Source organism: Rhizobium sp. ZPR4 (assembly GCF_040215725.1).
In the GTDB taxonomy this organism is placed as follows: domain Bacteria; phylum Pseudomonadota; class Alphaproteobacteria; order Rhizobiales; family Rhizobiaceae; genus Rhizobium; species Rhizobium rhizogenes_D.
Map to the genome: position 1 here is coordinate 2,436,347 of NZ_CP157967.1, position 26,508 is coordinate 2,462,854.

Consider the following 26,508-nt stretch of genomic DNA (forward strand, 5'->3'; position numbering starts at 1 on the left):
GATATGCACATGAGCCGCGAGATTTTCGACTGGGCCGACCCGTTCCGGCTGACGGAGCAGCTGAGCGACGACGAACGCATGGTGCTTGATACCGCGCATTCCTACGCGCAGGAAAAGCTCGCGCCCCGCGTCCTCGAAGCCTTCCGCCACGAAAAGACCGATCCGGCCATCTTCCGCGAAATGGGTGAACTCGGCCTACTCGGCCCGACGATCTCCCCGGAATATGGCGGCGCTGGCCTAAGCTACGTCGCCTACGGCCTGATCGCCCGCGAAGTCGAACGCGTCGATAGCGGCTACCGCTCGATGATGAGCGTGCAGTCCTCGCTCGTCATGGTACCGATCGAGACCTTCGGCTCGGAAGCACAGAAGCAGAAATATCTGCCGAAGCTCGCAACCGGCGAATGGATCGGCTGCTTCGGCCTCACCGAACCGAACCACGGCTCCGATCCCGGCTCGATGGTCACCCGCGCGAAGAAGGTCGATGGCGGCTACAGCCTGACCGGCGCCAAGACCTGGATCTCGAATGCGCCGATCGCCGATGTCTTCGTCGTCTGGGCCAAGACCGAGGACGGCCTCATTCGCGGCTTCATCCTCGAGAAGGGCTGGAAGGGCCTCTCGGCCCCTGCCATCCACGGCAAGGTGGGCCTGCGCGCCTCCATAACGGGCGAAGTCGTGATGGACAATGTCTTCGTGCCGGAAGAAAACCTAATGCCGAACGTATCCGGCCTCAAGGGTCCCTTCACCTGCCTCAACTCCGCACGCTTCGGCATTGCCTGGGGTGCGCTCGGCGCCGCCGAGGATTGCTACGCCAAGGCACGTCAATATGTGCTTGACCGCAAGCAGTTCGGCCGTCCCCTCGCCGCCAACCAGCTGATCCAGAAGAAGCTTGCCGACATGGTGACGGAGATCACGCTCGGCCTGCAGGGTTGCCTGCGTCTCGGACGCATGAAGGAAGAGGGCCATCCGCCTGTCGAACTCACCTCCATCCTCAAGCGCAACAGCTGCGGCAAGGCGCTGGATATCGCCCGCGCTGCCCGCGACATGCTTGGCGGCAACGGCATCTCGGATGAGTTCGGCATCGCGCGCCATCTCGTCAACCTCGAAGTGGTCAACACCTATGAGGGCACGCACGACATCCACGCCCTCATTCTCGGCCGCGCCATCACCGGCATCGCCGCCTTTTCGAACTGAGGCCCGCCTTGGCGTTCAAAACCACCAGACCTCTACGTTTCGGAGATTGCGATCCCTCTGGGATCGCTTATTTCCCGTCGTATCTGAACATTCTCGTCGGGGTGCTGGAAGACTATTTCGCCTCGATCGGCTTTTCCTGGCGAAGGCTCATTGATAACAGCCGCATCGGTGTCCCCACCGTCCGGCTCGACCTGACCTTCGTGAAGCCGGGCCTGCAGGGCGATGACCTCGAGTTCGTGCTTTCAGTCCACGGCATCGGCCGGTCCTCGCTCGATCTGCAGCATCAGGTCTCGGCAAACGGCCATGTCCTGTGGACGGCCAAACACCGTGTCGTCGCCACCTCGCTCGATACGCATACATCCATTGAATGGCCGGATGATCTCCGCGCCGCGCTGACCTCTCATCTGGAGACGACCGATGCACACCATCCTGCAACCTGAAGGCTGGGCCAAGCCGATCGGCTATGCCAATGGCGTAGCGGCGACGGGCCGCACGGTGTTCGTTGGCGGTCAGATCGGCTGGAATGCCGCCTGCGAGTTCGAAAGCGACGATTTCGTCGAGCAGGTGCGCCAGACGCTGAAGAATGTCGTCGCCATCCTTGCCGAAGGTGGCGCCGAGCCGAAGCACATCACCTCGATGACCTGGTATTTCACCGACAAGCAGGAATATCTCGGCAATCTGAAGGGTCTCGGCCAGGCCTATCGCGAGATCATCGGCCGGCACTTCCCGGCCATGGCCGCGGTGCAGGTCGTCGCCCTCGTCGAGGATCGTGCGAAGATCGAGATCCAGGCGACGGCCGTCATCCCGGAATAACATCGCACAGGCGGTCAAGATCATGTCGGCATTGCGCTTTTCAGACACTATTTCGGCGGTGCTGACCGATGGTGTCCTCGTCGTCACCATAGACAACGCGCCGGTCAACGCATTGTCCGCCGATGTCCGGGCCGGCCTGATGGCCGCGTTCGATCATGCCGAGAAAGATGGCACAGTCGTCGGCATAGTACTGACCGGCGCGGGCAACAGCTTCATCGGTGGTGCCGACATCAAGGAATTCGGCAAGCCGCCGGTCGAGCCGCATCTACCTGATGTTATCTCCCGCATCGAAGCCTTTGCCAAACCGGTTGTCGCCACGATCAATGGTGTCGCGCTCGGCGGCGGCCTGGAAGTGGCGCTTGCCTGCCATCGCCGCCTCGCCGCACCGGCCGCGAAGCTCGGCCTGCCGGAAGTCAAACTGGGCATCGTGCCCGGCGCCGGCGGCACGCAGCGCCTGCCGCGGCTCATAGGCGTCGCCGCCGCCATCGACATGATCGCCAATGGCCGCATCGTTTCGGCTGCCGAAGCCCTCAAGCTCGGCATTGTTGACGAGATAGCCAAAAGTGAGCTGGTCACAGAGGCCAGCACCGCCATCGCTTCCCCCATGCGCCGCACCGGATTGCTGGCAGCTCCCGCAGAAGCCGCCGAAGCCATCGACAAGGCGGCGGCAGACGCGTTGCGCAAGGCACGCGGCCAGCACGCACCGGCCGAGGCCGTCCGCCTCGTACGACTCGCGGCAACCGCCCCTCTATCGGATGGACTGGCCGAGGAACGCCGCACCTTCATCGCGCTTCGCGACAGCGAAGAGGCCGCGGCATTGCGCCACGTCTTCTTCGCGGAACGCGCCGCCGGCAAGGTCGAGGGACTAGAGGCCGCAGCCCCACGCAAGATCGAAACCGTCGGCATCGTCGGCACCGGACTGATGGGATCAGGCATCGCTGTCTCGGCCCTCAATGGCGGCTACCGCGTCGTCGGCGTCGAGCAGAGTGCCGAGGCCGCGGAAAAGGGACGCGCACGCATTATCGGCCTCCTCGACAAGGCCGTGCAATCCGGCCGCCTCGATGCGGCGGGCCGCGGGGACCGCGTCAGCCGGTTGACGGTAACAGCAGACATGCAGCAGCTGGCACAGGCCGACATCGTCATCGAAGCGGTGTTTGACGATCTCACCGTCAAGACCGAACTTTTCCAGCGCCTCGATACGATCGTTCGCCCTCAGACAATCCTTGCGACCAATACCAGCTATCTCGATCCCGATACGATTGCCGCTGCCACCAGGCTGCCAAGGCGCATCGTCGGGCTGCACTTCTTCTCGCCGGCCCACATCATGCGGCTACTGGAAGTGGTGAATTGCAAGGAGACCGCGCCCGACGTGCTGGCGACGGCCCTTGCCCTTGCAAAGCGGCTCGGCAAGCTGCCTGTCGTCTCGGGTGTTACCGAAGGCTTCATCGGTAACCGCATCTTTTCCGCCTATCGCCGCGAAGCCGAATACATGGTCGAGGATGGCGCCTCGCCGCAGGAGATCGATGCCGCTCTGGAAGCCTACGGCTTTCCGATGGGGCCTTTTGCCGTCTTCGACATGGCGGGTCTGGAAATCGCCTGGGCGCGCCGCAAGCGGCAGGCCGCAACCCGTAATCCGGCGGAGCGCTACGTCGTCATCGCCGACCGGCTCTGCGAAGCCGGCCGCTTCGGCCAGAAGACCGGCCTCGGCTGGTATGCCTATCCCGATGGCAAGCGCACCGTCGATCCGGTGGTGACTGACATCATCGAAATCGCCCGCGCCGAAAAGAACATCACGCCGAAGCATTTTCCGGCAGATGATATCGTCTCTCGCCTCCTGCAGGCCATGACGAGCGAAGGCGAGGCATTGCTCTCAGAAGGCATCGCCGCCCGCGCGAGCGATATCGACCTCGTCATGATCAATGGCTACGGCTTTCCCCCCAGCAGGGGCGGCCCGATGTTTGCCGCCGGTCGCCGCTGAAAACAAGGCACGCAGACGGTCAGGCCGCCGAAGACAGCAGCGTGAACAGTTCCTGCGGCCGCTTGACGCCACGAAGCGCGTAACGGCCGACGGAAACGAGGTCGTTGCTCTGCTGGCCCGATAGCGCCTCGATGAAATTCGACGACATCAGGATGTTGCGGTCAGCAGACCGGCACATCGAGGCGATGCGGCTGACTTCGTTGACGGCCGGGCCGATGACAGTGAAGTCCAGCCGGTCCATGCTGCCGATATTCCCGTAGAAGACATCGCCGATATGCAGGCCGAGATAGACGTCGGTAACAGGCCGGCCCTCGATCTGCCGCTGTGAATTGAGGTCGCGCAGCCGCTGGCGCAGCAGCGATTCCGCCATCAGCGCGGCAGCACAGGCATCGGCCGAATTTCTCGCCTTGAAGATCGCTAGCGTCCCGTCGCCGATAAGCTTCAGCACGTTGCCGCCCGCCTCGTGGATCGACGAGATGACCGCATCGGCATAGGCGTTCAGCATCGGGATGATTTCATCCGGTTCCGCCGTATCCGAGATGCGCGTGTAGTTGGCGAGATCGGAAAACCAGAGGGCGGCCGAAATCCGCTCCGTCTTGCCTCGGGTGATCTTGCCTTCGAGCACATGCCGGGCAGCATCCTCACCGAGATAGACCTCGGCGATAGTGCGGGCGATGCGGCTCATGCCGGTGCATTTGATCGCCAAGGCCAGCGCCGGCGTCAGCTTGCGCAGCACGCGCAGATCTTCCTCCGGAAAGCCGACCTCATGTGCGGTGGCGAAGTTGGAATAGAAGCAATCCATCTCGCCGATCGTGCCGCCCTCTTCGAAACGGTGGATCATGGCGATGTAGTCGGTGTGCCCATCGGCCAGCAGCGTATCGAGCCCGTAGAAATCCGTTGGCTCACCGAAGCCGATGCGCCGGCGCACCTCGTCCCCGCCCGTCGTCAACATGTGATAGAAAGCGGAACGCTGCCAGTTTTCGGAAGCGATCCCCTGATGCGACGGACCATATTCGAACTCGCGTTCGATCACCTGATTGCCGTCCCAACGGAAGGCGCGGCCTTCATAGACCGGGTGTAGCGTATCCATCAGCGCCATGGCGCGATCGAGGTTCAGGCCATGCAGACGGCACTGCTCGCAGAAACCGGCCAGGATGTCGGCCTCCGCCATACCCTTGAGGCCAGCCTGCATGAGCCAGCTGGCAATTTCGCCAATGTCCTTCGCGTCCATGGATATCTCCCGACCCTCTGAAGGAATCGCTTTAGTACGAAAATCTAAGGCTTGGAATGCTGTACAACGCAAAATAGCCCTGATGTACGCAACAGATCGCCGCTTCTGTGGCACAGAAGCGGCGATTTGACACGTTCGAGGGATGATCGCGAGCCTCAGGCCTTTGCGTGCGGCTTCAGCAGATCCTCCAGACCGATACGCCGGAAGAGTTCTGCCCGAACCCGGTCGGCAACACCGTTGACGATCTCGGCACCATCCTCTGAAGGATCTATATGGGTACGGAAGGGCCGTGTGCCAAACGGCATGTCGACGACCTCGACGATTGCGGTCGCGACCGAAGCGGCATCGGCATCGGCCGGCTCCAGAGAGGCCAGCCCCTTCAGCGCCTGGTCGGGAACGCCGGCATAGGGACCGTTGTCATATTCCGCGGCACGAGCCTTGTCGGCCGGCGAGCCGGAATGGGCAAAGTGGTTGGTGCCCTTGGTGAAGGCACCGGGCACGATGATCACGGTCTCGATGCCCCAGCGTGTCAGTTCGGACGCATAGGAGACGGCAAGCGAGTCCATGGCGGCCTTGGCTGCGAAGTAAGGCGAGAGATAAGGCGGCGTGCCGCCACGCGTGCTGGACGAGGAGACCCACACCACCAGACCCTTCCCTTCCTTGCGCATATAAGGCAGCACGGCGCGATTGACGCGCTGGGTGCTGAGCACGTTGATGTCGTAGAGTTCAGCGAACTGCTCCGGCGTAAAGGCTTCTGCCGGGCCGAAGGACATATGGCCGGCATTGTGAATGATGGTGTCAATATGGCCCTGCTCGGCGATGACGGCAGCAATGCCGGCTTCCACCGAAGCGTCCGATGCGACATCGAGCTCGACGGTTCTGAGATCGACGCCATTGTCCTTGGCGAATGCCGCTGCCGCCGCGACCTGCGCGACATTGCGTCCTTGCGTTTCGCGGATGCCCGCATAGACCGTATGGCCTGCCTTGGCGAGAGCGCGTGCCGTCAGAGCGCCGAAGCCGCTCGATGCGCCTGTGATGACGATGACTTGCTTGCTCATGATCCTGTTCCTTTATTGGGTTGGCTGTCGTTGACGATCGATAGGGATGGAAAGGTGGCGGCAGGCGTGATCCCGCCGCCTCGTTGGCTCAGATCATGCCGCCATTGGCGCGCAGCGTCTGACCGTTGATCCAGCCGCCATCGGGGCCGACAAGGAAGGAGACGGCAGCGGCGATATCCTGCGGTGTGCCCAGGCGTTCCAGCGGGTTCATCTTGGCCATGCGGTCGATGAGTTCATCGCTCTTGCCGTTCAGGAAGAGATCCGTGGCCGTCGGGCCGGGAGCGACCGCATTGACCGTGATCGAGCGGCCGCGCAGTTCCTTCGCCATGATGCCGGTCAACGCCTCGACACCGGCCTTCGTTGCGGCATAGACGCCGTAGGTTTCCAGCTTGAGGCCAACGATGCTGGTCGAGAAGTTGACGATACGGCCGCCATCGCGCAGCCGCTTGCCGGCTTCGCGCAGCGTATTGAAGGTGCCCTTGAGGTTGATGGCGATATGGCGATCGAAATGCGCGTCGTCGGCATCGGCGATCTTGGCAAGCTGCATGATGCCGGCATTGTTGACGAGGACATCGACACCGCCAAAGGCTGCCTCGGCCGCATCGAACATGCGGCGCACGGCTTCGACATCGGAAACATCGGCTTTCGCGGTCAGCGCCTTGCCACCCTTTTCCTCGATCTTCCGGGCCAGTTCCTCGGCGGCGGCCTCGCTGCCGGAGTAGTTGATGACGACGGTGAAGCTATCCTCGGCCAGACGCTCGGCGATCGCGGCGCCGATGCCGCGGGATGCGCCGGTGACGATCGCTACCTTATTGGAATTGCTGCTCATTTTCCTCATCCTTCATTACTTTGCGCCGCAGCGCGTTTCGATGAGGAGAAGATGCCCCTTTTCATGTGGCGGATAATCAGCCATTAATCGGCATCACTATCCGAAACTTGCGAACAAATAATATGGACAGATTCGATGCCATGCGCGTGTTTTGCCGGGTCGTCGAGCGGCGCAGCTTCACGCTGGCGGCCGAAGATACCGGCTTGCCACGTTCGACGGTGACGGATGCCATCAAGCAGCTTGAGTCTCGGCTTGGCGTGCGCCTGCTGCAGCGCACGACGCGGCATGTCAGCCCGACCCTCGATGGCGAAGCCTATTATCAGCGCTGCCTTCGCATCCTCTCCGATATCGAGGATGCCGAAGGCGCCTTTGCTGGCGCAAAGCCGAAGGGGGTGCTGCGTGTCGATGTGCATGGAACGCTCGCCCGGCACTTCGTCCTGCCGAACCTGCCCTCCTTCCTCGAAACCTATCCCGATATCGAACTGCAAATTACCGAAGGCGACCGGTTCGTCGATCTGATCCGCGAGGGGATCGACTGCGTGCTGCGCGTCGGCACGCTGCAGGATAGCGACATGATCGGCCGCCGCGTCGCGATGCTGGAAGAGGTCACGCTTGCGGCGCCGGCCTATGTCGAGCGTTTGGGGATGCCGGCCCATCCGGATAGACTTGATGGCCACCGCATGATCGGCTTCCGCTCGTCGGCGACGGGTGGGTTATTACCGCTGGAATTCCAGATCGACGGCGCTATGCGCGAAATCACCCTGCCGGCGACCATTTCCGTCAACGCGGCCGAGAGCTATTTCGCCGCCGCCAAGCTCGGCCTCGGGCTAATCCAGGTCCCGCGCTATCACGCCGAGGAAGCATTGCGATCGGGCGAGCTGCTGCATGTCCTTCAGGGCTATCCGCCGACGCGAACGCCCGTCTCCATGCTCTATCCGCGCAGCCGCCAGCTTTCGCCGCGGGTTCGGGTGTTCATAGATTGGCTCGCCAAGGTTTTCGCCGAACGGGACAGCGCCGAAACCGAGACCGGATGAATATTCCGCGAAAGCGATCAAATAAATGAAATCGGCTCTTTGATTGCGCGGTGAGCACGCCTACGTCGTAGTGCATTAGCTTACGGGCGATGCCGTTTCGATGTCATGACAGCCCAGCGATTTTCGAGAGAGAGCCGATGACCGAACAGAAGCAATTGAAGCTCGGGGCCTTCATGCGTCCCGTCAGCCTGCATACCGGCGCCTGGCGTTATCCCGGCGCCTATCCGGACGCAAACTTCAATTTCCAGCATATCAAGAGCTTCGCCCAGGAGCTGGAAAAGGCGAAATTCGACGCCTTCTTCATGGCCGATCACCTGGCGGTTCTCAACATGCCTATCGAGGCGCTGAAGCGCAGCCACACCGTCACCTCATTCGAACCGTTCACCCTGCTTTCGGCACTCGCCGCCGTCACCGACAGGATCGGCCTCGTCGCCACCGCCTCCACGACTTTCGACCTGCCCTATCACATCGCCCGGCGTTTCGCCTCACTCGATCACATCAGCGGCGGACGCGCCGGCTGGAATATCGTCACCACCTCCAATCCCGATGCCGCCCTGAACTTCGGCCTTGAAGAGCATATGGAACATGGCGAGCGCTACCATCGCGCCCGCGAATTCTATGATGTCGTCACCGGCCTCTGGGACAGCTTCGCCGACGATGCCTTTCTCCACGACGCCGAAAGCGGCATCTTCTTCGATCCGGAGCGGATGCATGTACTTGGGCACAAGGGCGAGGAACTGAGCGTTCGCGGCCCGCTCAACATCGCACGCCCACCACAGGGCTGGCCCGTCATCGTGCAGGCCGGACAATCCGACGCCGGTCGCCAGCTCGCCGCCGCAACGGCGGAGGCGGTCTTCGCAGCTCCCCGCAATCTCGCCGACGGCAAGTCGATCTTCGCCGATATCAAGGGACGGATGAAGGCGATCGGCCGCGACCCGGATCACCTGAAGATCCTGCCCGCCGCCTTCATCGTCGTCGGCGACACGGTCGAGGAAGCGAAGGCGAAACGAGCAAAGCTCGATAGCCTCGTTCATTACGATAGCGCCATCGCATCCCTGTCGATCGCGCTCGGTCACGACGCCTCCAAATTCGATCCGGACGGGCCGCTGCCGGAAACGCCGGAGACCAACGCCAGCAAGAGCGGCCGCGAGCGAGTCATCGCCCTTGCCGAAGCCGAAAAACTCACTGTGCGCCAGCTTGCCCAGCGCCTTGGCGGCTATGCCGGCCTCGCCTTTGTCGGTTCGCCGCAGAGCATAGCTGACGAGATGGAGCAATGGCTGCACGAGGAAGGTTCGGATGGTTTCAACGTCGTCTTCCCCTTCCTGCCGCAGGGCCTGCTTGACGTGACCACCCGCGTCGTTCCAGAGCTGCAGCGTCGCGGCATCTTCCGCCGCGACTACGAAGGCACGACATTGCGCGAACACCTCGGCCTGCCGCGCCCGGAAAACCGCTTCTTCAAGGCAACGGCTGCGGCAGCGCAGTGAAAGACCCCCAGCATTAAGAGACTGACATGAGCCACATCACGCCGATCGATTACGAAACCGCTTCCGACGCCGTGCGCGCCGAACATGACCGCGAAATACAGCTGCGTGGCCGTATGACCAACATGAAGCGGACACTGCTGCATTCGCCGGTGGCGCATCGCATCTATGCCGAATGGTTTCCCCTGCGCGAAGAGCTGCGCCCGGCTCTGGACGATCGCGCCGTCTGGCTGCTTTGCCATGCCATCGCGATCGAATGCCGCTCGATTATCCCCGTCGGTTTCTTTCGGCGGGCGCTGATCAATGCCGGCCTGACGCCGGAAACGATTATACCGACGGAGGACGAAGTCCTGCTGATCGAATTCGGCAAGGCGATCGTCGGGGATTCCAACGCGATTCCTGAAGACGTCTGGGCACGGCTAAAAGCCCGCTACGACGAGCCGACGCTTGCCAATCTCGTGGCTTTCGCGGGGATCATGATCGCGACGGCGATCTACAACAATGCCGTGAAGGTGGATATCGACCCTGAGCTTGGGCCTTATCTTGAGGGATTTGAGTTTCCTTCGAAATAGTGAAAGGCCCCTCACCCCAGCCCTCTCCCCGTTATGACAGGGAGAGGGAACGATCTCACCTAGCCCTTCGCCCCCACACCCAGGAATGAACGCGTACCCTCGCCCAACTCAGCGCGAGAAAGGAAACAGTGACGGTGCTGCCATCACCTTCTCCCCGTCAAGACGGGGAGAAGGTGCCCGACAGGGCGGATGAGGGGCTTTTGCGATTTACCCCGAAATGACAGTCGAAAACCGCGGATTGCCGCGGATCGTGTTGCTCACGGTGCAGATTTCATCTTCGGCGGCGTGTGCGATGGCGTTGCGCACCTCATCGCCGAAATCGCCCTTGATGATGAAGGCAATGTTGAATTTCTCGACGCGGGAGACGCCCTCGGTGGCCTTTTCGCCCGTCACGACGGCGGTGACTTCTGTGAGCTTGTCGAGCACGCCAAGGCTGCTCGCCGCCATGCGGGCACTTAAGACCAGGCAAGCCGAGAGCGAGGAATAGAGCAGGTCGAGCGGGTTGAAACCGGGCTGCGACGGCGAGGTGATGATATCGATCTCGCCACCCGTCACTGAGGTCACATGCGGAAAGCCGGTGCGGCCGACCGTAGCGGTTGCGCCTGTCTGCCTCGTCTTCACTTTCAGTTCGGCCATATCGAAAATCCTTGAAATAAAAGCGGGAAACCCTTTTCCTCTACATAGGGATTCATCGCGCAGGACACAATTGCAGTTCCCACCCCTTGCGTCTTCAAACCAGTTAAGCCACCAAATGGTTACAGGCTCTTAGAGCAATTCCAGGAAAAGTGCGCAGCGGTTTTCCGTCCGGAATTGCGTACAAACGCTCTAGCAGACAGGCAGCTCAACATGACCGTTTCCGATCCCCGCGCCTTCCTGACCTCGCTATTCGATGCCGCTGTTCGCGCCGCCGATCCGCTGACCGGCATCCGGGCGCATCTGCCGAAAAAGCCGAAGGGCCGGACGATCGTCATCGGTGCCGGCAAGGGTTCGGCTCAGATGGCGGCCGCGCTGGAACAATGCTGGGATGGTCCGCTGGAAGGCCTGGTGGTGACGCGATACGGCTTTTCCGCCCCCTGCCGCCAGATCGAGATCATCGAAGCCGCCCATCCGGTGCCCGATGAAGCTGGCCTCATCGCCTCCCGTCGATTGCTGAAACTCGTCGAGGGCCTGACAGAAGATGATCTGGTGATCGCCCTGATATCAGGCGGAGGCTCGGCTCTGCTGCCCTCGCCGGCCGGCGTGTTGAGCCTCGCCGACGAGATCGCCGTCAACAAGGCGCTGCTCGCCTCCGGCGCACCGATCTCGGCGATGAATGTTATTCGCAAGCATCTGTCGACCATCAAGGGCGGCCGGCTCGCGGCAGCAGCCCACCCCGCCAAGGTCGTTTCCCTCGTCGTTTCGGATATCCCCGGCGACGATCCAGCCTTGGTGGCGTCCGGCCCGACCGTACCCGGCGTCGGCACGCGCGCAGAAGCGCTTGATCTCATCCGCCTCTACCGCATCGAACTGCCTGCGACCGTTCTCGCCCATATCGAGAAAGCGGAAGCCGATGCCCCGCGCCCGGACGATCCGCGTTTTGCCGGCAATGAAGTGCATCTCATCGCATCCGCCGGCGTCTCTCTCGAAGCTGCGGCCGAGGTTGCACGAGCGGCCGGCATTGAAGTGGCTATCCTCTCCGATGCTATCGAAGGAGAAGCCCGCGAGGCCGCCCATGTGCACGCCGCCATCGCCCGCGAAGTGCTTCATCGCAACCGCCCCTTCGCCAAGCCGATCGTGCTGCTTTCCGGTGGCGAAACGACGGTGACGCTGAAGGGCAAAGGCAAGGGTGGCCGAAACTCGGAATTCCTTCTGTCGCTGGCGATCGACATAGACGGCCATGCCGGCATTCACGCGATGGCAGCCGACACTGATGGCATCGACGGCAGCGAGGACAATGCCGGCGCCTTTGCCGATGCCGGCACGGTGGCGCGGCTACGCGAGGCGGGTTTGGTGCCAGCCGAGATGCTCGCAAACAATGATGCCTGGACGGTTTTCAACGCGATCGGCGATCTCTTCGTCCCTGGCCCGACGGGAACGAACGTCAACGACTTCCGCGCAATCTTGATCGCATAGCGACCGGAACCGGTGGCCTAGACGATGGCGGAGCAATCGTCGCAGCGCCAATAGGCGGCTGCAGTCGACGCCCACCGGAGGAAATGCCGGCTGCAATGGTCGCATTCGATTTCGACCACATGCGTCCTTTCGCCGACGATGAACGGCCTGGTCTTACTCCTGCGCTCGCTCTTCCATTGCTCGAGCTTCGTCACGGCCATGATTACCCTCCACGCAATACTCGCCTCGACAAGCAACAACCTAAAATAGGCTCAACTAATAAAAGAAATATTGCAAGTGCGAAGCATACTTCCGCAGGGTCGGAAGACCGAATTTATCCGCAGTAGTGCAGGGAAGACATAGTGAGCCGGATTCCGACCCATGCCGGCATCGCTCAATTAAAAAAATTGTGACAACGGATATCGCCATTTTCGCGCGTGACACCATGTCATCCGTGGGCGATTTTTCACCAAGATAATAATGGAGGCATATTCATCATGCACCAATTCCGCCAACGGGCGATTTCGTCGGTAACCCTTGTCACATTCGCTCTCTTTTCCGTCACGGCCAGAGCCGCCGCGCCGCCACCGGTCGAAGCGGAACATGGCATGGTGGTCACGGCTCAGCATCTCGCCACCGATGTCGGCGTCGAAGTGCTGAAGAATGGCGGCAATGCCGTCGATGCCGCCGTTGCGGTCGGCTATGCACTGGCTGTGGTCTATCCGACCGCCGGCAATATCGGCGGCGGCGGCTTCATGACCATCCGCATGCGCGACGGCAAGACGGACTTCCTGGATTTCCGCGAGCGCGCCCCGCTGGCGGCCACCAAGGGCATGTATCTCGACGACAAGGGCAATATCGTCAAAGGCGCGAGCACGGACGGCTATCTCGCCGTCGGCGTTCCTGGCTCTGTCATGGGTTTCGAGACCGCCCGCGAGAAATACGGCACGAAATCCCGCCAGGATCTGATGGCACCGGCCATTCGCTACGCCAAGGAAGGCTTCACGCTGAACCAGGCCGATGCCGCCGAACTGAACGAGGGCAAGGCGTGGCTGTCGCGCGATCCGGCCACCGCGGCGATCTTCACCAAGTCGGACGGAAAACCCTTCGCGACGGGCGACAAGTTGATACAGCCGGATCTCGCCAACGCCCTATCGGGCATTTCCGATCAGGGGCCTGACGGCTTCTACAAGGGGCCGGTCGCCAACGCCATCGTCAAGGCAAGCCAGGACAAGGGCGGCATTCTCGCAAACCAGGATTTCGAGCAGTATAAGGTTCGCGAACTCGATCCCGTGAAATGCAACTATCGCGGCTATGAGATCATTTCCTCGCCACCGCCCTCCTCCGGCGGCGTCATCATCTGCGAAATCCTCAACGTGCTGGAAGGCTATCCGCTCTCCTATACTGGTTACGCCTCTGCCGACACGGTCCACTATATGGTCGAAGCCATGCGCTACGCCTATGTCGACCGCAACTCGGCGCTTGGCGACCCCGATTTCGTCGACAATCCCGTCAGCAAGCTGCTGGACAAGGCCTATGCCCAGAAGATCCGCGACAGCATCTCGCCCTACAAGGCTGGCGTTTCCAAGGATCTGATGCCGAAGGGTCTCGGCGAAAGCCATGAGACGACTCATTATTCGATCATCGACAATGACGGCAATGCCGTCGCCGTCACCTATACGCTGAACGGCTCCTTCGGCGCCGGCGTCGTCGCGCCGGGCACCGGCATACTCCTGAACAACGAGATGGACGACTTCACCTCCAAGCCCGGCGTGCCCAATCTTTACGGCCTGGTGCAGGGTGAAGCCAATGCCATCCAGCCGAAGAAGACACCGCTGTCATCCATGAGCCCGACGATCATCGCCAAGGATGGCAAGCCCTTCATGGTGATCGGCAGCCCCGGCGGCTCGCGCATCATCACCATCACGCTCGAGGCGATCATCAACGTCATTGATTTCGGCATGAACATTCAGGAAGCGATCGACGCCCCGCGCATCCATCATCAATGGCTGCCGGACAAGGTCTATATGGAGCCGCGTGCGCTCTCGCCCGATACGATCAAGCTTTTGACCGGCATGGGCTACACGGTTCAGGTCGACAATAGCTGGCCGATCTGGGGTCAGGCAGCCGGCATCCTCGTCGGTGGCAAGAGTCTCGGCGACATCGCCAAGGGCGGTGGTGCCCGCTACAACGGCGCCATAGACAGCCGCGCCGGCTCGGGGCTTGCCGAAGGCTACTGATCCTTCGACACCTGCTGAAAACGACGACTCGGACCGGTGCTACCACCAATTGGCACCGGTCTTTTTGCCTATGGCAGCCAGCCAAACGAGCACATTATCTTACGCGAAAAAACCAAGCGTGAGCATTTCGGCGCGATATCGCGCCTCTTCATTCACCTCACGTTCATTTGATGCCGTTTGCCCCTGCATGTGCGTCATTTTTTTCATCCCATCAATAGGATTTGCGATTTCTGATATAGCAATCGCGCGCAAGCAGGAGTATACAAACCGCCGTTCAAATAGGCCTTCGCGCCATGACCAGACTTGCGGTTCTGTCTTAGGACCCCTCCGCACCATCGAGAGCGATTCCCGACAATGTCGGATCAGATATTCCAGGCCGCCCCCACCCGGCGGGCCGCACCGAATTTTCGTGTAGTAGCACTTATCGTAGCAAGTGCGATGTTCATGGAACAGCTCGACGCGACCGTGCTCGCAACAGCCCTTCCGACCATGGCAAGAGACTTCGGCGTCAGCGCGCCGGCCATGAGTATCTCGCTGACATCCTACCTCCTCAGCCTCGCAATCTTCATTCCCGCCAGCGGCGCCATTGCCGATCGTTTCGGGTCGCGCACCGTCTTCCGCTCCGCGATTGCGGTTTTCGTTGTCGGCTCGCTTCTCTGCGCGCAGGCGCCGAACCTGTTCTTCCTCGTCCTAGCACGGCTTTTACAAGGTCTTGGCGGCGCCATGATGTTGCCGATCGGTCGTCTTGTGCTGATGCGCAGCGTCGCCCGCAAAGACATGGTCAACGCCATGTCCTGGCTGCTGATCCCCGCACTCGTCGGGCCTATCCTCGGCCCTCCGGTCGGCGGCATGTTCGTCACCTATCTCGATTGGCGCTGGATCTTCTACATCAACGTGCCGATCGGCATTGTCGGCTTCATCCTCGTAAGCATGTTCATCGAAGAGGTAAAAGGCCCGCGCACCGGCCGCTTCGACCTCTCGGGCTTCATCCTCTCGGGCATTTCGCTGGGATCGCTGCTCTTCGGCTTTGAAATGTCGAGCCGCGAGGGCGAAGGTTATCTCGCCGTCTTCCTGATCTCCATCGGCCTGCTCTTCGGCATCGCGTATCTGCGCCATGCCCGCAAGCATCCCTCGCCGATCATGGATTTCTCTTTGATGAAGGTGCCGACCTTCCGCACCTCGGTCATCGCCGGCTCGCTGACGCGCATCAGCCAGGGTGCCCACCCCTTCCTGATCCCGCTGATGCTGCAGCTCGGTTTCGGCCTCTCGGCTGCCGCCGCCGGCCAGATCGCCATTGCGACCGCGCTCGGCTCCATGGTCATGAAGCCGCTGCAGGTCCGCATCCTTCGGACGCTCGGTTTCCGCACGGCGTTGATCGTCTTCGGCCTGATCGGCACGCTCGGCTACGGCATGTGCGCCCTTTTCAAGCCGGATTGGCCGCTGCCCGTCATCTTCGTGATCCTGTTCTTCTGCGGCTTCTTCATGTCGTTCCAGTTCACGGCCTACAACACGATCGCCTATGACGAGATCGAGCGCGACCGCATGAGCATTGCGACGAGCTTCTACTCGACCTTCCAGCAGCTGATGCTGTCCCTCGGCATCTGCGTCGCGGCGCTTGCCCTGCATGGCTCGATGCAACTCCGCGGAGAGAGCAAGGCCGAAATGGTCGATTTCTCCGTTGCCTTCATCGTCGTGACAGCCATCGCGCTGCTCGCAGTGATCTGGAACGCCAGCTTCTCGCGCACCGCCGGCTCGGAAATCAGCGGCCACCGCCGCAAATCGCCGGAAGACAGCCTCGGCGAGCATTGATTGCTCGCCGCTCGCCGATCCAGGCAATAGCAGCTTTTGTGAACAGTGCCTCCACGGACGGCGCATTGCATTGAACAATGCCCATGACCTAAATAGCGACCAGAACGAAATGACAGTCTGGAGCATCCCATGGTCGCTGGCATCCATCACATCACGCTGATCACCCGCAAGGTCCAGGCGAATGTCGATTTCTACGTCGGCTTTCTCGGCCTGCGCCTCGTCAAGCGCACCGGCGGCTTCGAGGACGCCACACAGCTTCATCTGATCTATGGCGACGCCACAGGCTCGCCCGGCTCGCTGGTTACCTTTCTCGTGTGGGAGGACGGTTCGCCCGGCCGCGCCGGCGTCGGCCAGATCGGCGAAATCTCGCTTGCCATCGATCCCGCAAGCATCGGCTTCTGGCTGACACGCGCCCTGAGCGCCGGCCTCAAGCCGGAAGGTCCCTCCGAAGAATTCGGTGAACCTGTCCTGCGGCTGAAGGACCCCGACGGCGTCATCGTCAAGCTCGTGGGCGCGAATGCCCTGCAGGCGACAGCTCCGTGGACGAGCGATACCATTTCGCAGGAACACGCGATCCGGCGTATCCGCGGCGCAACGCTGTTCAGCGAAACGCCCGAGGAGACGCAGGCCATGCTGGTCGATCATTTCGACTACCGGCGGCTTGCCACCAGCGGCGCGATCAGCCGTCTCGTCTCGGAGCCGGGCGATATCCTCGATATCCGCGATGCTCGCGGCTTCTGGGCAAGCGCCCCGGGCACGGGCACGGTCGACCACGTTGCCTTTCGCGCCACGGACGACGGCGAATTACAATCGGTCCGCACAGCACTGCAGGCGATCAATTCCGGGCCGACGGCGATGCATGACCGCAAGTATTTCCGCTCGCTCTACGTCCGCGAGCCCGGCCGCATCCTGTTCGAACTTGCGACGGACGCACCGGGCATGCTGATCGACGAGGACGAGGCAACGCTTGGCACGCGCCTCTTTGCACCCGGCGACAGTCCGAAGCTCTTGGCTGAGCTGAACGTGATCCTGCCGCAGTTCTCCATGCCCGGCGAGCCGCGCGTCATCTATCGCGATCTGCCCTTCATCCATCGCTTCTTCACGCCTGAGCAGCCGAACGGCAATGTCTTCATTCTGCTGCACGGCTCAGGCGCCAACGAAACGACGATGCTGCCGCTTGGCCACGCGATCGACCCCGACGCAACGCTGCTTTCGGTACGCGGCCGCGCGCTCGAGGAAGGTGCGCCACGCTGGTTCCGTCGCAATGGGCCGATGACGTTCGATCAGGCCGACATCGCCAGCGAGGCGGAAGCCTTTGCCGCTTTCATCGATGGCGCGATCCATGCCTACGGGCTCGACCCGGACCGCATCGTTTATATCGGCTATTCGAACGGCGCCAACCTGCTGAACGCCATGCTGTCGCTCCACCCGCACCTCATCCGCCGCGCGGTGCTGCTGCGCTCGATGGCCGTGCTCGAAAATCCGCCGGTGGCTGATATGTCCAATGCCGAGGTGCTGGTGGTCGCGGGCGAAAAGGATTTGTACGGGCCATACGCTCAACCTCTCGCCGAACGCCTGCGTGGTGGCGGCGCAAAGGTCAAACTTGCAACCGTTCCCGGCGGTCACGAGTTTGACGATGCCGATGCACCGGTCATTCAGGCATGGTTGAAGCGCTCGAGTTGAGCGCTTCAACTGTATCGGCTTGCATAACCAAAGCGCATCCACTGTACGCCGCCAATTCGTCGCAACCTTTCACGGACGGGCGCCTTGCAACATCCGCTAAGGTTACTTCGACAGCTGCGATACAAAGAAATCGAGAACACCCCGTTGAGCCGCCGTCGCTTGCGCACCCGGCTTCAGAAAGAAATCGTGCGCACCGCCTTTGTGGAGATCAAGGCTGACAGACCCACCCAAATCTTGGGCCATCTGGCGCAACTTTTGTGCGGTCGAGACGGGAAAAGTGCGGTCGGCATCGCCCCAAACGATGAACAGTGGCGGCAAGGAGCTTACTTGCTTCGAATAGCCCTCCGGGAATGCACCATCGACAAGCACGAGCGCGCTGATGTCGGTGGTATCAGCCGAAGCGGCAGCAGCGGTTTGCGCTCCAAGCGATATGCCGAGCACGCCGACCCGACGGGCATGGTACGGTTGGCTATTGAGATGGGAAATCACCTTGTGAACCGTCGCGATCCAGTCTGGTCGACGCGTCGCATAATAGGCGATACGGGCGCTGGCGCTGCCCGCACGGACAATAGCCTGCTCATCGACGGGTGAAAGCAGGTGAACAAGATAAGCGTCGATACCAGCTGCATTGAAGCTGCGCCCAAGGTCATCATAGGCGGGCGATGCAAAACCTTTGCTGCCGCTCAGAATGATGACGGCCGGACGTGACCTATCTGACGTACTGGCAAAACCTTCGATCAGAACATTGACGCCAGCTGCCGCAACGGTGAATTGCTCCCTCCCGCCGGCCCGGGCGTTTCCATAGTCAAGGAATGACAGAAGCATCAGGACGACAGTAAAAGTCACTCGCATCGATCGATTCCCTGGCAGAATTGCGCAGATATTGCACAGCTTCTGCCAAGGAATAAAGCGGCCGATCCGGGTTTCAGATCAACCCTTGAACGTATATTCCGCGATCGATTCCGGCTTCATCTCGATCGAGAAGCCCGGCAGGCCCGGCGGCATGTAGGCTGCGTCGCGGATGATGCAGGGGTCGATGAAATGCTCGTGCAGGTGATCGACATATTCGATGACGCGGCCATCCTTGGTGCCGGATACGGCGATATAGTCGATCATCGACAGGTGCTGCACATATTCGCAAAGACCGACACCGCCGGCATGCGGCCAGACCGGCAACCCATACTTGGCGGCGATCAGCAGCACCGCCAGCACTTCGTTGAGGCCACCCATGCGGCAGGAATCGATCTGCACGATGTCGATCGCGCCCTCGGCGATGAACTGCTTGAACATGATGCGGTTCTGGCACATCTCGCCGGTCGCAACCTTCACCGGGCCGATGGCCTGACGGATCTTGCGATGTCCGGCGACATCATCCGGGCTGGTTGGCTCTTCGATGAAGAAGGGTTTGGCGAAGGCGAGCTTCTTCACCCAGTCGATCGCCTGATTGACTTCCCAGACCTGGTTGGCATCGATCATCAGGTAGCGGTCGGGGCCGATGACCTCGCGGGCAATCGTCAGGCGACGGATATCGTCTTCGAGATCGCGGCCGACCTTCATCTTCACATGGTTGAAGCCGGCGTCGATCGCCTCCTGGCACAGGCGGCGCAGCTTGGCGTCATCATAGCCGAGCCAGCCGGCCGAGGTCGTGTAGCAGGCATAGCCCTCGCGCTCGAGCGTGGCGATACGATCAGCCTTGCCGGTCTCCGCCTTCTTGAGGATGGCAACCGCCTCTTCGCGGGTGAGAACGTCAGTCAGGTAGCGATAGTCGACGATATCGGCGATCTGCTCCGCATCCATCTCCGCAACCAGCCGCCAGACCGGCTTGCCGGCTTCCTTGGCCAGCAGATCCCAGACGGCATTGACGACGGCGCCCGTCGCCAGATGCATCGCGCCCTTTTCCGGACCGATCCAGCGCAGTTGGCTGTCGCTGGTCAGATGCCGCCAGTATTTGCCGGGATTTTCCAGAACGGTCGCGAGTTCCGTGCCGACCACCAGATGCCGCATCGCTTCGATCGCCATGCAGCAGATGTCGTTGCCGCGGCCGATGGTGAAGGTCAGGCCATGGCCGGCAAGGCCGGGCTTGTCGGTATCGAGAATGACGTAGGCCGCCGAATAATCCGGATCGGGATTCATCGCATCCGAACCGTCGAGGCTCTGCGATGTGGGGAAGCGCAAATCGAAAACGCGAAGATTGGTGATGCGCGTCATTGGAAAACTCCTTCTAGATCCATCGGCGACCTCGCGACCTCTTCAGCCAAGGTCGAACTCCTCCCAGAGCGCCGCATTATGCTCGCCAACGTGCGGGGCCGCACGCTCGAATTTCGGCCGCTGTCCATCGATGCGGATGGGCGAACGGGTGGTCTGCAGGCTGATGCCATCATCGCGCCCGACCGTCTGCAGCATGTCGAGAACGCGGAAGCCTTCGCTGCCCAGAAGCTCCGGCCAGTTCAGCACCTTAGCGCACCAGATGTCGGCTGGCTCGAGGATCGCGAGCCAGTCGTCGACATTGCGGGTGGAAATGCGAGCGGCGATCAGCGCCTTGATCTCGTCGCGCGCGGTAAACCAGCTCTTCGGATCGTCGCGATAAGGCGCCAGCTCCTCCATGCCAAGCAGATCGGCCAACTTCGAAATCGGCGTCATGGCGATGGCGAGATAGCCGTCGGCGGCGGGATAGACGCCATAGGGCGCGGAAAGATAGGCGTGGGCGCTGCGGACATGGGAGCGCTCGGGCAGCCTGTTGCCGCTGTTCATGTGCACGCTCAACACTTCGACCTGCAGATCGACCAGCGCCTCGAGCAGACTGGTTTCCACCAAACCGCCCTCGCCGGTCACGCCGCGCCGCACCAACGCTGCAAGAATTCCCTGCGCCGCCGCAGCACCCGCCAGCATATCGCCGATGGCAAGACCGAAGGGCACAGGTCCCTGCCCCTCGTCGCCGTTCAGCCACATGACGCCGGAGCGCGACTGCGCCAGAAGGTCCTGACCCGGCCGCGAAACCCACGGCCCCTCCCCGCCGTAGCCGCTGATCGAGCAGTAGACGAGGCGCGGATTGAGCTTGCGCGCGGCTTCATAATCCAGGCCCAGCCGCTCGATCACGCCGGGTCGAAAGTTTTGTACCAGGACATCGGCCCTTGAGATGAGCTTGCGCAGCGCGCTCATATCGCGTTCGTTCTTCAGATCGATCGCCAGGCTCTCCTTGGAGCGGTTGATCGCATGGAAGATGGTGGAATCGCCACTCTCGTCATCGCTGAGATAGAGCCCGCGCGAGAGATCGCCGCCGCCCGGCCGTTCGATCTTGATGACCCTGGCGCCGAGATCCATCAGCCGCAGCGTGCAATAAGGACCGGACAGGAACTGGCTCATGTCGACGACGACAAGCCCGGCCAGCGGCAAGTCCTTCTTCAGCGCCATCGATACTCCCACTCCCTGCCTTCACCCCGGCCAAAAGCACCTCTCCGCCTCGAGGATCATCCTCGTCATCGGTTTCCGCACCAGCCTCACTCTTCTTATGTAAATAGTATTTTCACATATGGATGATTTTTGCAAACGAAAAGAGGGAGGATAATGGAAGCTCCGCCCGCCCATCTCAGCAGGCAATGCATTATGGTTCCACACAATGAGAATTGCTGAAAGGAAGGAGAGAGGAAATGGCGACGGTCAAATTGCTCGATGATGCAGAAGCGGAGGCGATCCCGGCGGTCAAGGCGGTGTTCGACGACATTCGCGCGGTGAGAAAATCCGATTTCGTCAACAATTTCTGGCGCGGCCTCGCCAACGATCCCGCATTGCTCAAACGCACCTGGGAAGGCCTGAAAGCGGTCATGGTGAGAGAAGGCGCACTTGATCCGCTCGTACGCGAAATGATCTACATAGCCGTCTCCTCGGCCAATGGCTGCACCTATTGCGTCCATTCGCACACGGCGGCCGCCAGGGCGAAGGGCATGACTGACGCCCAGCATGGGGAGCTGCTGGCGGTTATCGGACTGGCCGGACAGACCAATCACCTCGTGACGGCGATGCAGATTCCCGTCGATCCCGAATTCGACGTAGGCAATCGATAAAATGCCAAAAGGCCCGCTGGTGCGTGCCAGCGGGCCTTCCATAAACAATCTTCGCTATTAGCGATCCGACGTTTCCGCCGCCTGGGTATCTGCCGCAATGGCAGCGACGTTGACGCCATTGTTCACGGCCAGGAGCCTTTTGCGGACCAGAACGCCCATCACGCGGGCGGCCGTCGAAAAGGTCATCGTGTCAAGCGGACCCTCGCCCTCCCATGGCTTGGTCAGCCGCTCGGTCACGGCCGAAACGATGTTATTGGGCACGATATCAGTGCATTCGCGCATGGTTTCGAACACGACGCTGATGGGGTGAATACGTCCCTCGAACGTCACGATCGGTTCGGTTACTTCGCTGTCCCATTCCTCGAAGGCGTAGAGCGCCTCGCGGAAGAGCTGCTGCAGGGTGATGGGGGCATGACCCTCATGAAGGGGCGGCAAGGCATTCGACATGTCTGTCTCCTTTCAATTGGAAGTCCGGCGCATATATGAAAGTCGATGGTCTCTCCTCCGAGACCCAAGCGCTGCTTCTTCAGTTTGGCGCGCCCGAAAACGGGGGGTATGGCGCGGCAAACCATCTTGTGACCGGCGCAACGCGGGACGCACACGAAATGTTCCCACCGGTCATGTAACTTGATCAAGTCTATAGATTAATCTCGACTTGAAAAGCCTCTTTGCAAATTTTCTGTAATTCTCTTTATTTTTGAATGACTTCGCGTAGAGTGAAATGACAGCGCATCTGTGGAAGACATGCGAATCTCCCTCCAGCTCCGAAAGGACGACCATGTGCGGCGACCATGAACACGAGCATCAGGACGGCCACGATCCCGGCCACCAACACGTCGATTGGCGCGAGCATGGCATCAAGATCATCCCGGGCAATGCCCTCGACCCGAATACGGCTCAGACCCCCGGCATGAACCGCGCAACCGCGATCAACCATGCCCGCGCCGGCGCTGAAAAGATCTGGGCGGGAACCGTGACCATCCACGCCAATGCCAAGACCGGCGCTCACCACCACGGCGATCTCGAAAGCATCATCTATGTCGTCAAAGGCAAGGCGCGGATGCGCTGGGGCGACAACCTGGAATTCGTCGCCGAAGCCGGCCCCGGCGACTTCATCTTCGTACCACCCTATGTGCCGCATCAGGAGATCAATGCCAGCCGCGACGAGACGCTGGAATGCGTGCTTGTCCGCTCCGGCCAGGAGCCGGTTGTCGTCAATCTCGACATCGAACCGGTTGAAAAGCCGGAAGAGGTTCTCTGGAAAGATCCGATTCACCGCTAATCTGTCTATTTTTTATGCAGATGCCTATTTTGCCACATAAATAATCTACTGTATTTATAGAAAATTAGTTTGCTCTTTTGCGCTGCACTGAAAAGAGTTTTTCAGAACCGCAGTGCACAACGCATGATCCTGCTTCGCGGATAGAGCGCACGTCTGAGATGATCCCACGGTCAACGAGAGAACGATCTCGACCATCTGGAACAGGATTTCCCATGACTGAAAAGCTTTCTAAAGGTTTCGACGCGCTGCGCCTTTCCCGCCGCGCCGGCCTTGCCGCCATCCTTGCCTCCGCTGTCGCCGTATTCGGCTTGACGGCAACCGCCACGCCATCTTTCGCCGCAGACAAGACGATCAAGGTCGGCATCATGAGCGGCGAGGACGAGGATGTCTGGCGCGTCGTAGTTGCTGAAGCCGCCAAGAAGGGCCTGACGGTCGAGCCGGTCGTCTTCAACGACTATACCCAGCCGAACGAAGCTCTGGAGCGCGGCGAAATCGACGCCAATGCCTTCCAGCACAAGCCCTACCTCGACAACCAGATCAAGCAGCACGGCTACCACATCGTCGTTGCCGGCTATACGGGTATCTGGCCGATCGGCCTCTACACGAAGAAATACAAGACCGTGGCCGAGCTTCCCAAGGGCGCTGCCATCGGCGTGCCGAACGACCCTTCCAACGAGGGCCGCGCGCTTCTCGTTCTGCAGCATGAAGGCATCATCAAGCTCAAGGATGGCACCGGCATCCTCGCCACGGTCGCCGATATCGCGGAAAACCCGAAGAACGTCGACATCAAGGAACTGGATGCCGGCATCGTCGGCCGCTCGATCGACGATCTCGATGCAGCCGTCGTCAACACCGACTGGGCGCTGAAAGCGGGGCTCTCGGTGCAAGACCGCATCGCGCAGGAACAGACCGAAGGCAACCCGTACCGCAACTTCATCGCCGTCAAGCAGGGCAGCGAGAACGAAGCCTGGGTCAAGACGCTGGTTGCCTCCTACCAGAACGATACCGTCAAGGCGGAATTCGACAAAGTCTACAAGGGGACTGGCCAGAGCGCCTATTGATATCAGGACGGCGCGGGGGACAGCGCTGAACGGCGGGCGGTCGGGGCATCTTGCCCGGGCCGCCTTCGGCGTTTTTCCATGAAGGATGCGACCACGTTGGCTGAGAAGTTCGTGGAGAGTGCGCACCCCTCTCTGTCGCTTTCGCGACATCTCCGCCAAGGGGGAGATCGTGGGGAGTATGCCGCCCGCGCCGCAAAACAAATCAGCGAAGCATCCGCGTATGCAATCTGTGCCTCCTGGTGATGGCTTGCCAAACATTACCAATCTCCCCCTGTGGGGGAGATGTCCCGAAAGGGATAGAGGGGGGTATAATGGCCTCAGCAAACTCAAAGGCCGCTTTTACAAAAAGAGACAGAGAATGAATTCTTTCACCCCTGCCACATCAATCGACGGACAGGCGCCTCCTGAGCGATCGACGGGCGACGAGATCGTCCGCCTGATCAATGTCCGCCGCAGGTTTGGCGCGACGCCGGCCCTGGACGGCATATCGCTGACTGCACGACGCGGCGAGATCGTTGGCATCATCGGCCGCAGCGGCGCCGGCAAATCGACGCTGATCCGCTGCCTGAACGGGCTGGAACGTGCCGATAGCGGCGAGATCCACATCGAGGGCCGCGATATCGCCCGCCTTTCGGAAAAGGAGCTGCAGCCGCTGCGCCGCCGCATCGGCATGGTCTTTCAGCATTTCAATCTGCTGTCCTCGAGGACCGTCGAGGAAAACATAGCGCTTCCACTGAAGATAGAAGGCGTCTCCAAGCAGGAACGATTGCAGCGCGCTCGCGAACTGCTCGAACTTGTCGGCCTCGCCGACAAGGCAAAAGCCTATCCATCGGCGCTTTCAGGCGGTCAGAAGCAGCGCGTCGGCATTGCCCGCGCCCTCGCCGCCCGGCCTGCCATTCTCCTTTCGGACGAAGCGACATCGGCGCTCGACCCGGAAACCACCCGATCCATCCTGGCACTGTTGAAGGACATCAACCGCAAGCTCGGCCTGACGATCCTGCTCATCACCCATGAGATGGAAGTGATCCGCTCGATCGCCGATCGTGTCGCGGTCATCGACGCCGGCCGGATCGTCGAAGAAGGTTCGGTATGGACGGTGTTCGCCAATCCGCAAACGGAGATCGCAGCAAGCCTGCTCAGCGGCGCCCGCCCGCAGCTTCCCGAGCATATCGCCGCCCGCCTTTCACCAACATCAGGAACTGAAGCCATCCTCAGTGTCGATCTAGCCGGCCCTGCCGCGCAAGGCGCGCTTTTTGCCGAGCTTTCGGCCGCCCTTCCCCGCTCCTTCCGGCTGGTTCACGGTGGCATCGACCATATCCAGAACCAGCCCGTCGCCCGTTTCTTCGTGGCGGTGCCGACGCACAATGCGACCTTGCCGACGCAGGTCAGTGACTTTTTGAAAGCCCGTTCCGCCCGGGTGGAGGTTCTAGGCTATGACAACTGACGTAATCCTCGGCCTGCTTTGGCGCTCCTTCTGGCAAACGATCTGGATGACGGGTGCATCCGGCCTTCTTTCCCTCATCGTCGGCCTGCCGCTTGGCCTCGCGCTCGTCGTCACCGGCCGCGGCGGCATTGCCGAACAGGGTGCGATCAACCGCGTTCTCGGCATATTGGTCGATGGCTTCCGCGCCGTGCCTTTCATCATCCTGCTGATCGCCTTGATTCCGCTGACGCGCCTGATCGTCGGCACGGCGCTCGGCACGACGGCCGCAATCGTGCCGCTGACCATCGCCGCCATTCCCTATTACGCGCGTGTCGCGGAAGTCTCGCTGCGCGACGTCGATCGCGGCCTGATCGATGCGGTGCGCGCCATGGGCGGCAATCGCTGGACCATCATCCGTGAGGTACTGATACCCGAAGCCATGCCCGGCATCGTCGCCGGCTTCACCGTAACCATGGTGACGCTGATCGGCGCTTCCGCCATGGCCGGCACGATCGGCGGCGGCGGCCTTGGCGACCTTGCCATCCGCTATGGCTACCAACGCTACGAGACGAGCATCATGATCGCCGTCGTCATCATCCTGATCATTCTGGTCTGGGGTATGCAGTGGCTGGGCGATCGCCTGGCCACCCGGCTTGATCGCCGCTAGTTCC

Annotated in this window: 25 protein-coding genes; 16 read left to right on the top strand and 9 right to left on the bottom strand. The window is 61.2% G+C overall.

What is annotated here, in order from left to right; all coding sequences use genetic code 11:
• The first annotated feature begins 3 nt into the window (after nt 1-3).
• Genes ABOK31_RS11955 through ABOK31_RS11970 form a run of 4 tightly spaced genes read left to right on the top strand, consistent with a single transcriptional unit; the run spans nt 4 to nt 3,982 of the window.
• Nucleotides 4-1,191: an acyl-CoA dehydrogenase gene (locus ABOK31_RS11955; RefSeq protein WP_174172200.1), complete on the top strand. Its 1,188-nt coding sequence runs from the start codon at nt 4-6 to the stop codon at nt 1,189-1,191.
• Between the two features lie 8 nt (nt 1,192-1,199).
• Nucleotides 1,200-1,631: a thioesterase family protein gene (locus ABOK31_RS11960; protein WP_174172036.1), complete on the top strand. Its 432-nt coding sequence runs from the start codon at nt 1,200-1,202 to the stop codon at nt 1,629-1,631.
• On the top strand, nt 1,609-2,004 hold the full coding sequence (locus ABOK31_RS11965) for a RidA family protein (RefSeq protein WP_075851502.1): 396 nt from the start codon (nt 1,609-1,611) through the stop codon (nt 2,002-2,004). Before ABOK31_RS11960 ends, ABOK31_RS11965 begins: the two co-directional genes overlap by 23 nt.
• A gap of 22 nt (nt 2,005-2,026) precedes the next feature.
• Complete coding sequence (locus ABOK31_RS11970; RefSeq protein WP_349956184.1) at nt 2,027-3,982, top strand: 3-hydroxyacyl-CoA dehydrogenase NAD-binding domain-containing protein; 1,956 nt, start codon at nt 2,027-2,029, stop codon at nt 3,980-3,982.
• Between the two features lie 19 nt (nt 3,983-4,001).
• On the opposite strand, the gene ABOK31_RS11975 is transcribed toward ABOK31_RS11970, so the two are convergent.
• The 3 genes from ABOK31_RS11975 to ABOK31_RS11985 form a co-directional block, all read right to left on the bottom strand.
• Nucleotides 4,002-5,213: an adenylate/guanylate cyclase domain-containing protein gene (locus tag ABOK31_RS11975; RefSeq protein WP_174172032.1), complete on the bottom strand. Its 1,212-nt coding sequence runs from the start codon at nt 5,211-5,213 to the stop codon at nt 4,002-4,004.
• Nucleotides 5,214-5,368: 155 nt separating this feature from the next.
• The gene (locus ABOK31_RS11980) at nt 5,369-6,271 is read right to left on the bottom strand and encodes an SDR family oxidoreductase (protein ID WP_349956185.1); all 903 of its coding nucleotides are present in this window, start codon (nt 6,269-6,271) and stop codon (nt 5,369-5,371) included.
• An 88-nt stretch (nt 6,272-6,359) separates the two neighbouring features.
• Nucleotides 6,360-7,100 (bottom strand): SDR family oxidoreductase, encoded by a 741-nt coding sequence (locus ABOK31_RS11985; RefSeq protein ID WP_349956186.1) that lies wholly within the window; start codon nt 7,098-7,100, stop codon nt 6,360-6,362.
• A 122-nt stretch (nt 7,101-7,222) separates the two neighbouring features.
• On the opposite strand from ABOK31_RS11985, the gene ABOK31_RS11990 reads away from it, so the two are divergent.
• The 3 genes from ABOK31_RS11990 (at nt 7,223) to ABOK31_RS12000 (ending at nt 10,187) form a co-directional block, all read left to right on the top strand.
• Nucleotides 7,223-8,134 (top strand): LysR family transcriptional regulator, encoded by a 912-nt coding sequence (locus ABOK31_RS11990; protein ID WP_349956187.1) that lies wholly within the window; start codon nt 7,223-7,225, stop codon nt 8,132-8,134.
• 137 nt (nt 8,135-8,271) lie between these two features.
• Nucleotides 8,272-9,618: an LLM class flavin-dependent oxidoreductase gene (locus ABOK31_RS11995; protein WP_349956188.1), complete on the top strand. Its 1,347-nt coding sequence runs from the start codon at nt 8,272-8,274 to the stop codon at nt 9,616-9,618.
• 26 nt (nt 9,619-9,644) lie between these two features.
• Nucleotides 9,645-10,187: a hypothetical protein gene (locus tag ABOK31_RS12000; protein ID WP_349956189.1), complete on the top strand. Its 543-nt coding sequence runs from the start codon at nt 9,645-9,647 to the stop codon at nt 10,185-10,187.
• Between the two features lie 207 nt (nt 10,188-10,394).
• Here ABOK31_RS12000 and ABOK31_RS12005 read toward each other — a convergent pair whose 3' ends face one another.
• Nucleotides 10,395-10,823, bottom strand: a complete 429-nt coding sequence (locus ABOK31_RS12005; RefSeq protein WP_349956190.1) for an OsmC family protein — start codon at nt 10,821-10,823, stop codon at nt 10,395-10,397.
• Nucleotides 10,824-11,033: 210 nt separating this feature from the next.
• On the opposite strand from ABOK31_RS12005, the gene ABOK31_RS12010 reads away from it, so the two are divergent.
• Nucleotides 11,034-12,299, top strand: a complete 1,266-nt coding sequence (locus ABOK31_RS12010) for a glycerate kinase (protein ID WP_349956191.1) — start codon at nt 11,034-11,036, stop codon at nt 12,297-12,299.
• A gap of 17 nt (nt 12,300-12,316) precedes the next feature.
• Here ABOK31_RS12010 and ABOK31_RS12015 read toward each other — a convergent pair whose 3' ends face one another.
• Nucleotides 12,317-12,499: a hypothetical protein gene (locus tag ABOK31_RS12015; protein WP_174172017.1), complete on the bottom strand. Its 183-nt coding sequence runs from the start codon at nt 12,497-12,499 to the stop codon at nt 12,317-12,319.
• Nucleotides 12,500-12,775: 276 nt separating this feature from the next.
• Between ABOK31_RS12015 and ggt the strand changes: the two genes are divergently transcribed.
• The 3 genes from ggt (at nt 12,776) to ABOK31_RS12030 (ending at nt 18,010) form a co-directional block, all read left to right on the top strand.
• Nucleotides 12,776-14,518: a gamma-glutamyltransferase gene (gene ggt / locus ABOK31_RS12020; RefSeq protein ID WP_349956192.1), complete on the top strand. Its 1,743-nt coding sequence runs from the start codon at nt 12,776-12,778 to the stop codon at nt 14,516-14,518.
• Nucleotides 14,519-14,872: 354 nt separating this feature from the next.
• Entirely contained in the window at nt 14,873-16,327 is a 1,455-nt protein-coding gene (locus tag ABOK31_RS12025; protein ID WP_174172015.1) for an MFS transporter, read from the top strand.
• Nucleotides 16,328-16,456: 129 nt separating this feature from the next.
• Nucleotides 16,457-18,010 (top strand): VOC family protein, encoded by a 1,554-nt coding sequence (locus ABOK31_RS12030; RefSeq protein WP_349956193.1) that lies wholly within the window; start codon nt 16,457-16,459, stop codon nt 18,008-18,010.
• Between the two features lie 102 nt (nt 18,011-18,112).
• Here the strand turns inward: ABOK31_RS12030 and ABOK31_RS12035 are convergent, their stop codons facing one another.
• The 3 genes from ABOK31_RS12035 to ABOK31_RS12045 all read right to left on the bottom strand — a co-directional run bounded on the left by ABOK31_RS12035 (nt 18,113) and on the right by ABOK31_RS12045 (nt 21,421).
• Nucleotides 18,113-18,862 carry a dienelactone hydrolase family protein gene (locus tag ABOK31_RS12035; RefSeq protein WP_349956194.1) on the bottom strand — a complete coding sequence of 250 codons (750 nt, stop codon included), beginning with the start codon at nt 18,860-18,862 and terminating at the stop codon, nt 18,113-18,115.
• A gap of 78 nt (nt 18,863-18,940) precedes the next feature.
• Nucleotides 18,941-20,218 carry an L-fuconate dehydratase gene (locus ABOK31_RS12040; RefSeq protein WP_349956195.1) on the bottom strand — a complete coding sequence of 426 codons (1,278 nt, stop codon included), beginning with the start codon at nt 20,216-20,218 and terminating at the stop codon, nt 18,941-18,943.
• 42 nt (nt 20,219-20,260) lie between these two features.
• A complete protein-coding gene (locus ABOK31_RS12045; protein WP_349956196.1) occupies nt 20,261-21,421 on the bottom strand; it encodes a CaiB/BaiF CoA-transferase family protein in 1,161 nt (386 codons plus the stop codon).
• A gap of 236 nt (nt 21,422-21,657) precedes the next feature.
• Between ABOK31_RS12045 and ABOK31_RS12050 the strand changes: the two genes are divergently transcribed.
• A complete protein-coding gene (locus ABOK31_RS12050) occupies nt 21,658-22,071 on the top strand; it encodes a carboxymuconolactone decarboxylase family protein (RefSeq protein ID WP_349956197.1) in 414 nt (137 codons plus the stop codon).
• A 57-nt stretch (nt 22,072-22,128) separates the two neighbouring features.
• Here ABOK31_RS12050 and ABOK31_RS12055 read toward each other — a convergent pair whose 3' ends face one another.
• A complete protein-coding gene (locus tag ABOK31_RS12055; RefSeq protein WP_174172008.1) occupies nt 22,129-22,518 on the bottom strand; it encodes a hypothetical protein in 390 nt (129 codons plus the stop codon).
• A 331-nt stretch (nt 22,519-22,849) separates the two neighbouring features.
• Here ABOK31_RS12055 and ABOK31_RS12060 point away from each other — a divergent pair, with 331 nt between their 5' ends.
• The 4 genes from ABOK31_RS12060 (at nt 22,850) to ABOK31_RS12075 (ending at nt 26,504) form a co-directional block, all read left to right on the top strand.
• Nucleotides 22,850-23,353 (top strand): cupin domain-containing protein, encoded by a 504-nt coding sequence (locus ABOK31_RS12060; RefSeq protein WP_349956198.1) that lies wholly within the window; start codon nt 22,850-22,852, stop codon nt 23,351-23,353.
• A 212-nt stretch (nt 23,354-23,565) separates the two neighbouring features.
• Nucleotides 23,566-24,414 carry a MetQ/NlpA family lipoprotein gene (locus ABOK31_RS12065; protein WP_349956199.1) on the top strand — a complete coding sequence of 283 codons (849 nt, stop codon included), beginning with the start codon at nt 23,566-23,568 and terminating at the stop codon, nt 24,412-24,414.
• Between the two features lie 358 nt (nt 24,415-24,772).
• Complete coding sequence (locus ABOK31_RS12070) at nt 24,773-25,858, top strand: methionine ABC transporter ATP-binding protein (protein WP_174172003.1); 1,086 nt, start codon at nt 24,773-24,775, stop codon at nt 25,856-25,858.
• Nucleotides 25,848-26,504, top strand: coding sequence for a methionine ABC transporter permease (locus tag ABOK31_RS12075; RefSeq protein WP_349956200.1), 657 nt, complete (start codon nt 25,848-25,850; stop codon nt 26,502-26,504). Before ABOK31_RS12070 ends, ABOK31_RS12075 begins: the two co-directional genes overlap by 11 nt.
• Nucleotides 26,505-26,508: the final 4 nt, after the last annotated feature.

What these genes read in the sequence shown, in the direction of transcription:
- ABOK31_RS12030 (WP_349956193.1), top strand. Translation starts at nt 16,457, where the DNA reads ATGGTCGCTGGCATCCATCACATCACGCTGATCACCCGCAAGGTCCAG.
- ABOK31_RS12040 (WP_349956195.1), bottom strand. Translation starts at nt 20,218, where the DNA reads ATGACGCGCATCACCAATCTTCGCGTTTTCGATTTGCGCTTCCCCACA.
- ABOK31_RS11955 (WP_174172200.1), top strand. Translation starts at nt 4, where the DNA reads ATGCACATGAGCCGCGAGATTTTCGACTGGGCCGACCCGTTCCGGCTG.
- ABOK31_RS12000 (WP_349956189.1), top strand. Translation starts at nt 9,645, where the DNA reads ATGAGCCACATCACGCCGATCGATTACGAAACCGCTTCCGACGCCGTG.
- ABOK31_RS12055 (WP_174172008.1), bottom strand. Translation starts at nt 22,518, where the DNA reads ATGTCGAATGCCTTGCCGCCCCTTCATGAGGGTCATGCCCCCATCACC.
- ABOK31_RS12045 (WP_349956196.1), bottom strand. Translation starts at nt 21,421, where the DNA reads ATGGCGCTGAAGAAGGACTTGCCGCTGGCCGGGCTTGTCGTCGTCGAC.
- ABOK31_RS12035 (WP_349956194.1), bottom strand. Translation starts at nt 18,862, where the DNA reads ATGCGAGTGACTTTTACTGTCGTCCTGATGCTTCTGTCATTCCTTGAC.
- ABOK31_RS12005 (WP_349956190.1), bottom strand. Translation starts at nt 10,823, where the DNA reads ATGGCCGAACTGAAAGTGAAGACGAGGCAGACAGGCGCAACCGCTACG.
- ABOK31_RS11990 (WP_349956187.1), top strand. Translation starts at nt 7,223, where the DNA reads ATGGACAGATTCGATGCCATGCGCGTGTTTTGCCGGGTCGTCGAGCGG.
- ABOK31_RS11985 (WP_349956186.1), bottom strand. Translation starts at nt 7,100, where the DNA reads ATGAGCAGCAATTCCAATAAGGTAGCGATCGTCACCGGCGCATCCCGC.
- ABOK31_RS11970 (WP_349956184.1), top strand. Translation starts at nt 2,027, where the DNA reads ATGTCGGCATTGCGCTTTTCAGACACTATTTCGGCGGTGCTGACCGAT.
- ggt (WP_349956192.1), top strand. Translation starts at nt 12,776, where the DNA reads ATGCACCAATTCCGCCAACGGGCGATTTCGTCGGTAACCCTTGTCACA.
- ABOK31_RS11995 (WP_349956188.1), top strand. Translation starts at nt 8,272, where the DNA reads ATGACCGAACAGAAGCAATTGAAGCTCGGGGCCTTCATGCGTCCCGTC.
- ABOK31_RS12075 (WP_349956200.1), top strand. Translation starts at nt 25,848, where the DNA reads ATGACAACTGACGTAATCCTCGGCCTGCTTTGGCGCTCCTTCTGGCAA.
- ABOK31_RS12025 (WP_174172015.1), top strand. Translation starts at nt 14,873, where the DNA reads ATGTCGGATCAGATATTCCAGGCCGCCCCCACCCGGCGGGCCGCACCG.
- ABOK31_RS12050 (WP_349956197.1), top strand. Translation starts at nt 21,658, where the DNA reads ATGGCGACGGTCAAATTGCTCGATGATGCAGAAGCGGAGGCGATCCCG.
- ABOK31_RS12060 (WP_349956198.1), top strand. Translation starts at nt 22,850, where the DNA reads ATGTGCGGCGACCATGAACACGAGCATCAGGACGGCCACGATCCCGGC.
- ABOK31_RS11980 (WP_349956185.1), bottom strand. Translation starts at nt 6,271, where the DNA reads ATGAGCAAGCAAGTCATCGTCATCACAGGCGCATCGAGCGGCTTCGGC.
- ABOK31_RS11975 (WP_174172032.1), bottom strand. Translation starts at nt 5,213, where the DNA reads ATGGACGCGAAGGACATTGGCGAAATTGCCAGCTGGCTCATGCAGGCT.
- ABOK31_RS12070 (WP_174172003.1), top strand. Translation starts at nt 24,773, where the DNA reads ATGAATTCTTTCACCCCTGCCACATCAATCGACGGACAGGCGCCTCCT.
- ABOK31_RS12010 (WP_349956191.1), top strand. Translation starts at nt 11,034, where the DNA reads ATGACCGTTTCCGATCCCCGCGCCTTCCTGACCTCGCTATTCGATGCC.
- ABOK31_RS12015 (WP_174172017.1), bottom strand. Translation starts at nt 12,499, where the DNA reads ATGGCCGTGACGAAGCTCGAGCAATGGAAGAGCGAGCGCAGGAGTAAG.
- ABOK31_RS12065 (WP_349956199.1), top strand. Translation starts at nt 23,566, where the DNA reads ATGACTGAAAAGCTTTCTAAAGGTTTCGACGCGCTGCGCCTTTCCCGC.
- ABOK31_RS11965 (WP_075851502.1), top strand. Translation starts at nt 1,609, where the DNA reads ATGCACACCATCCTGCAACCTGAAGGCTGGGCCAAGCCGATCGGCTAT.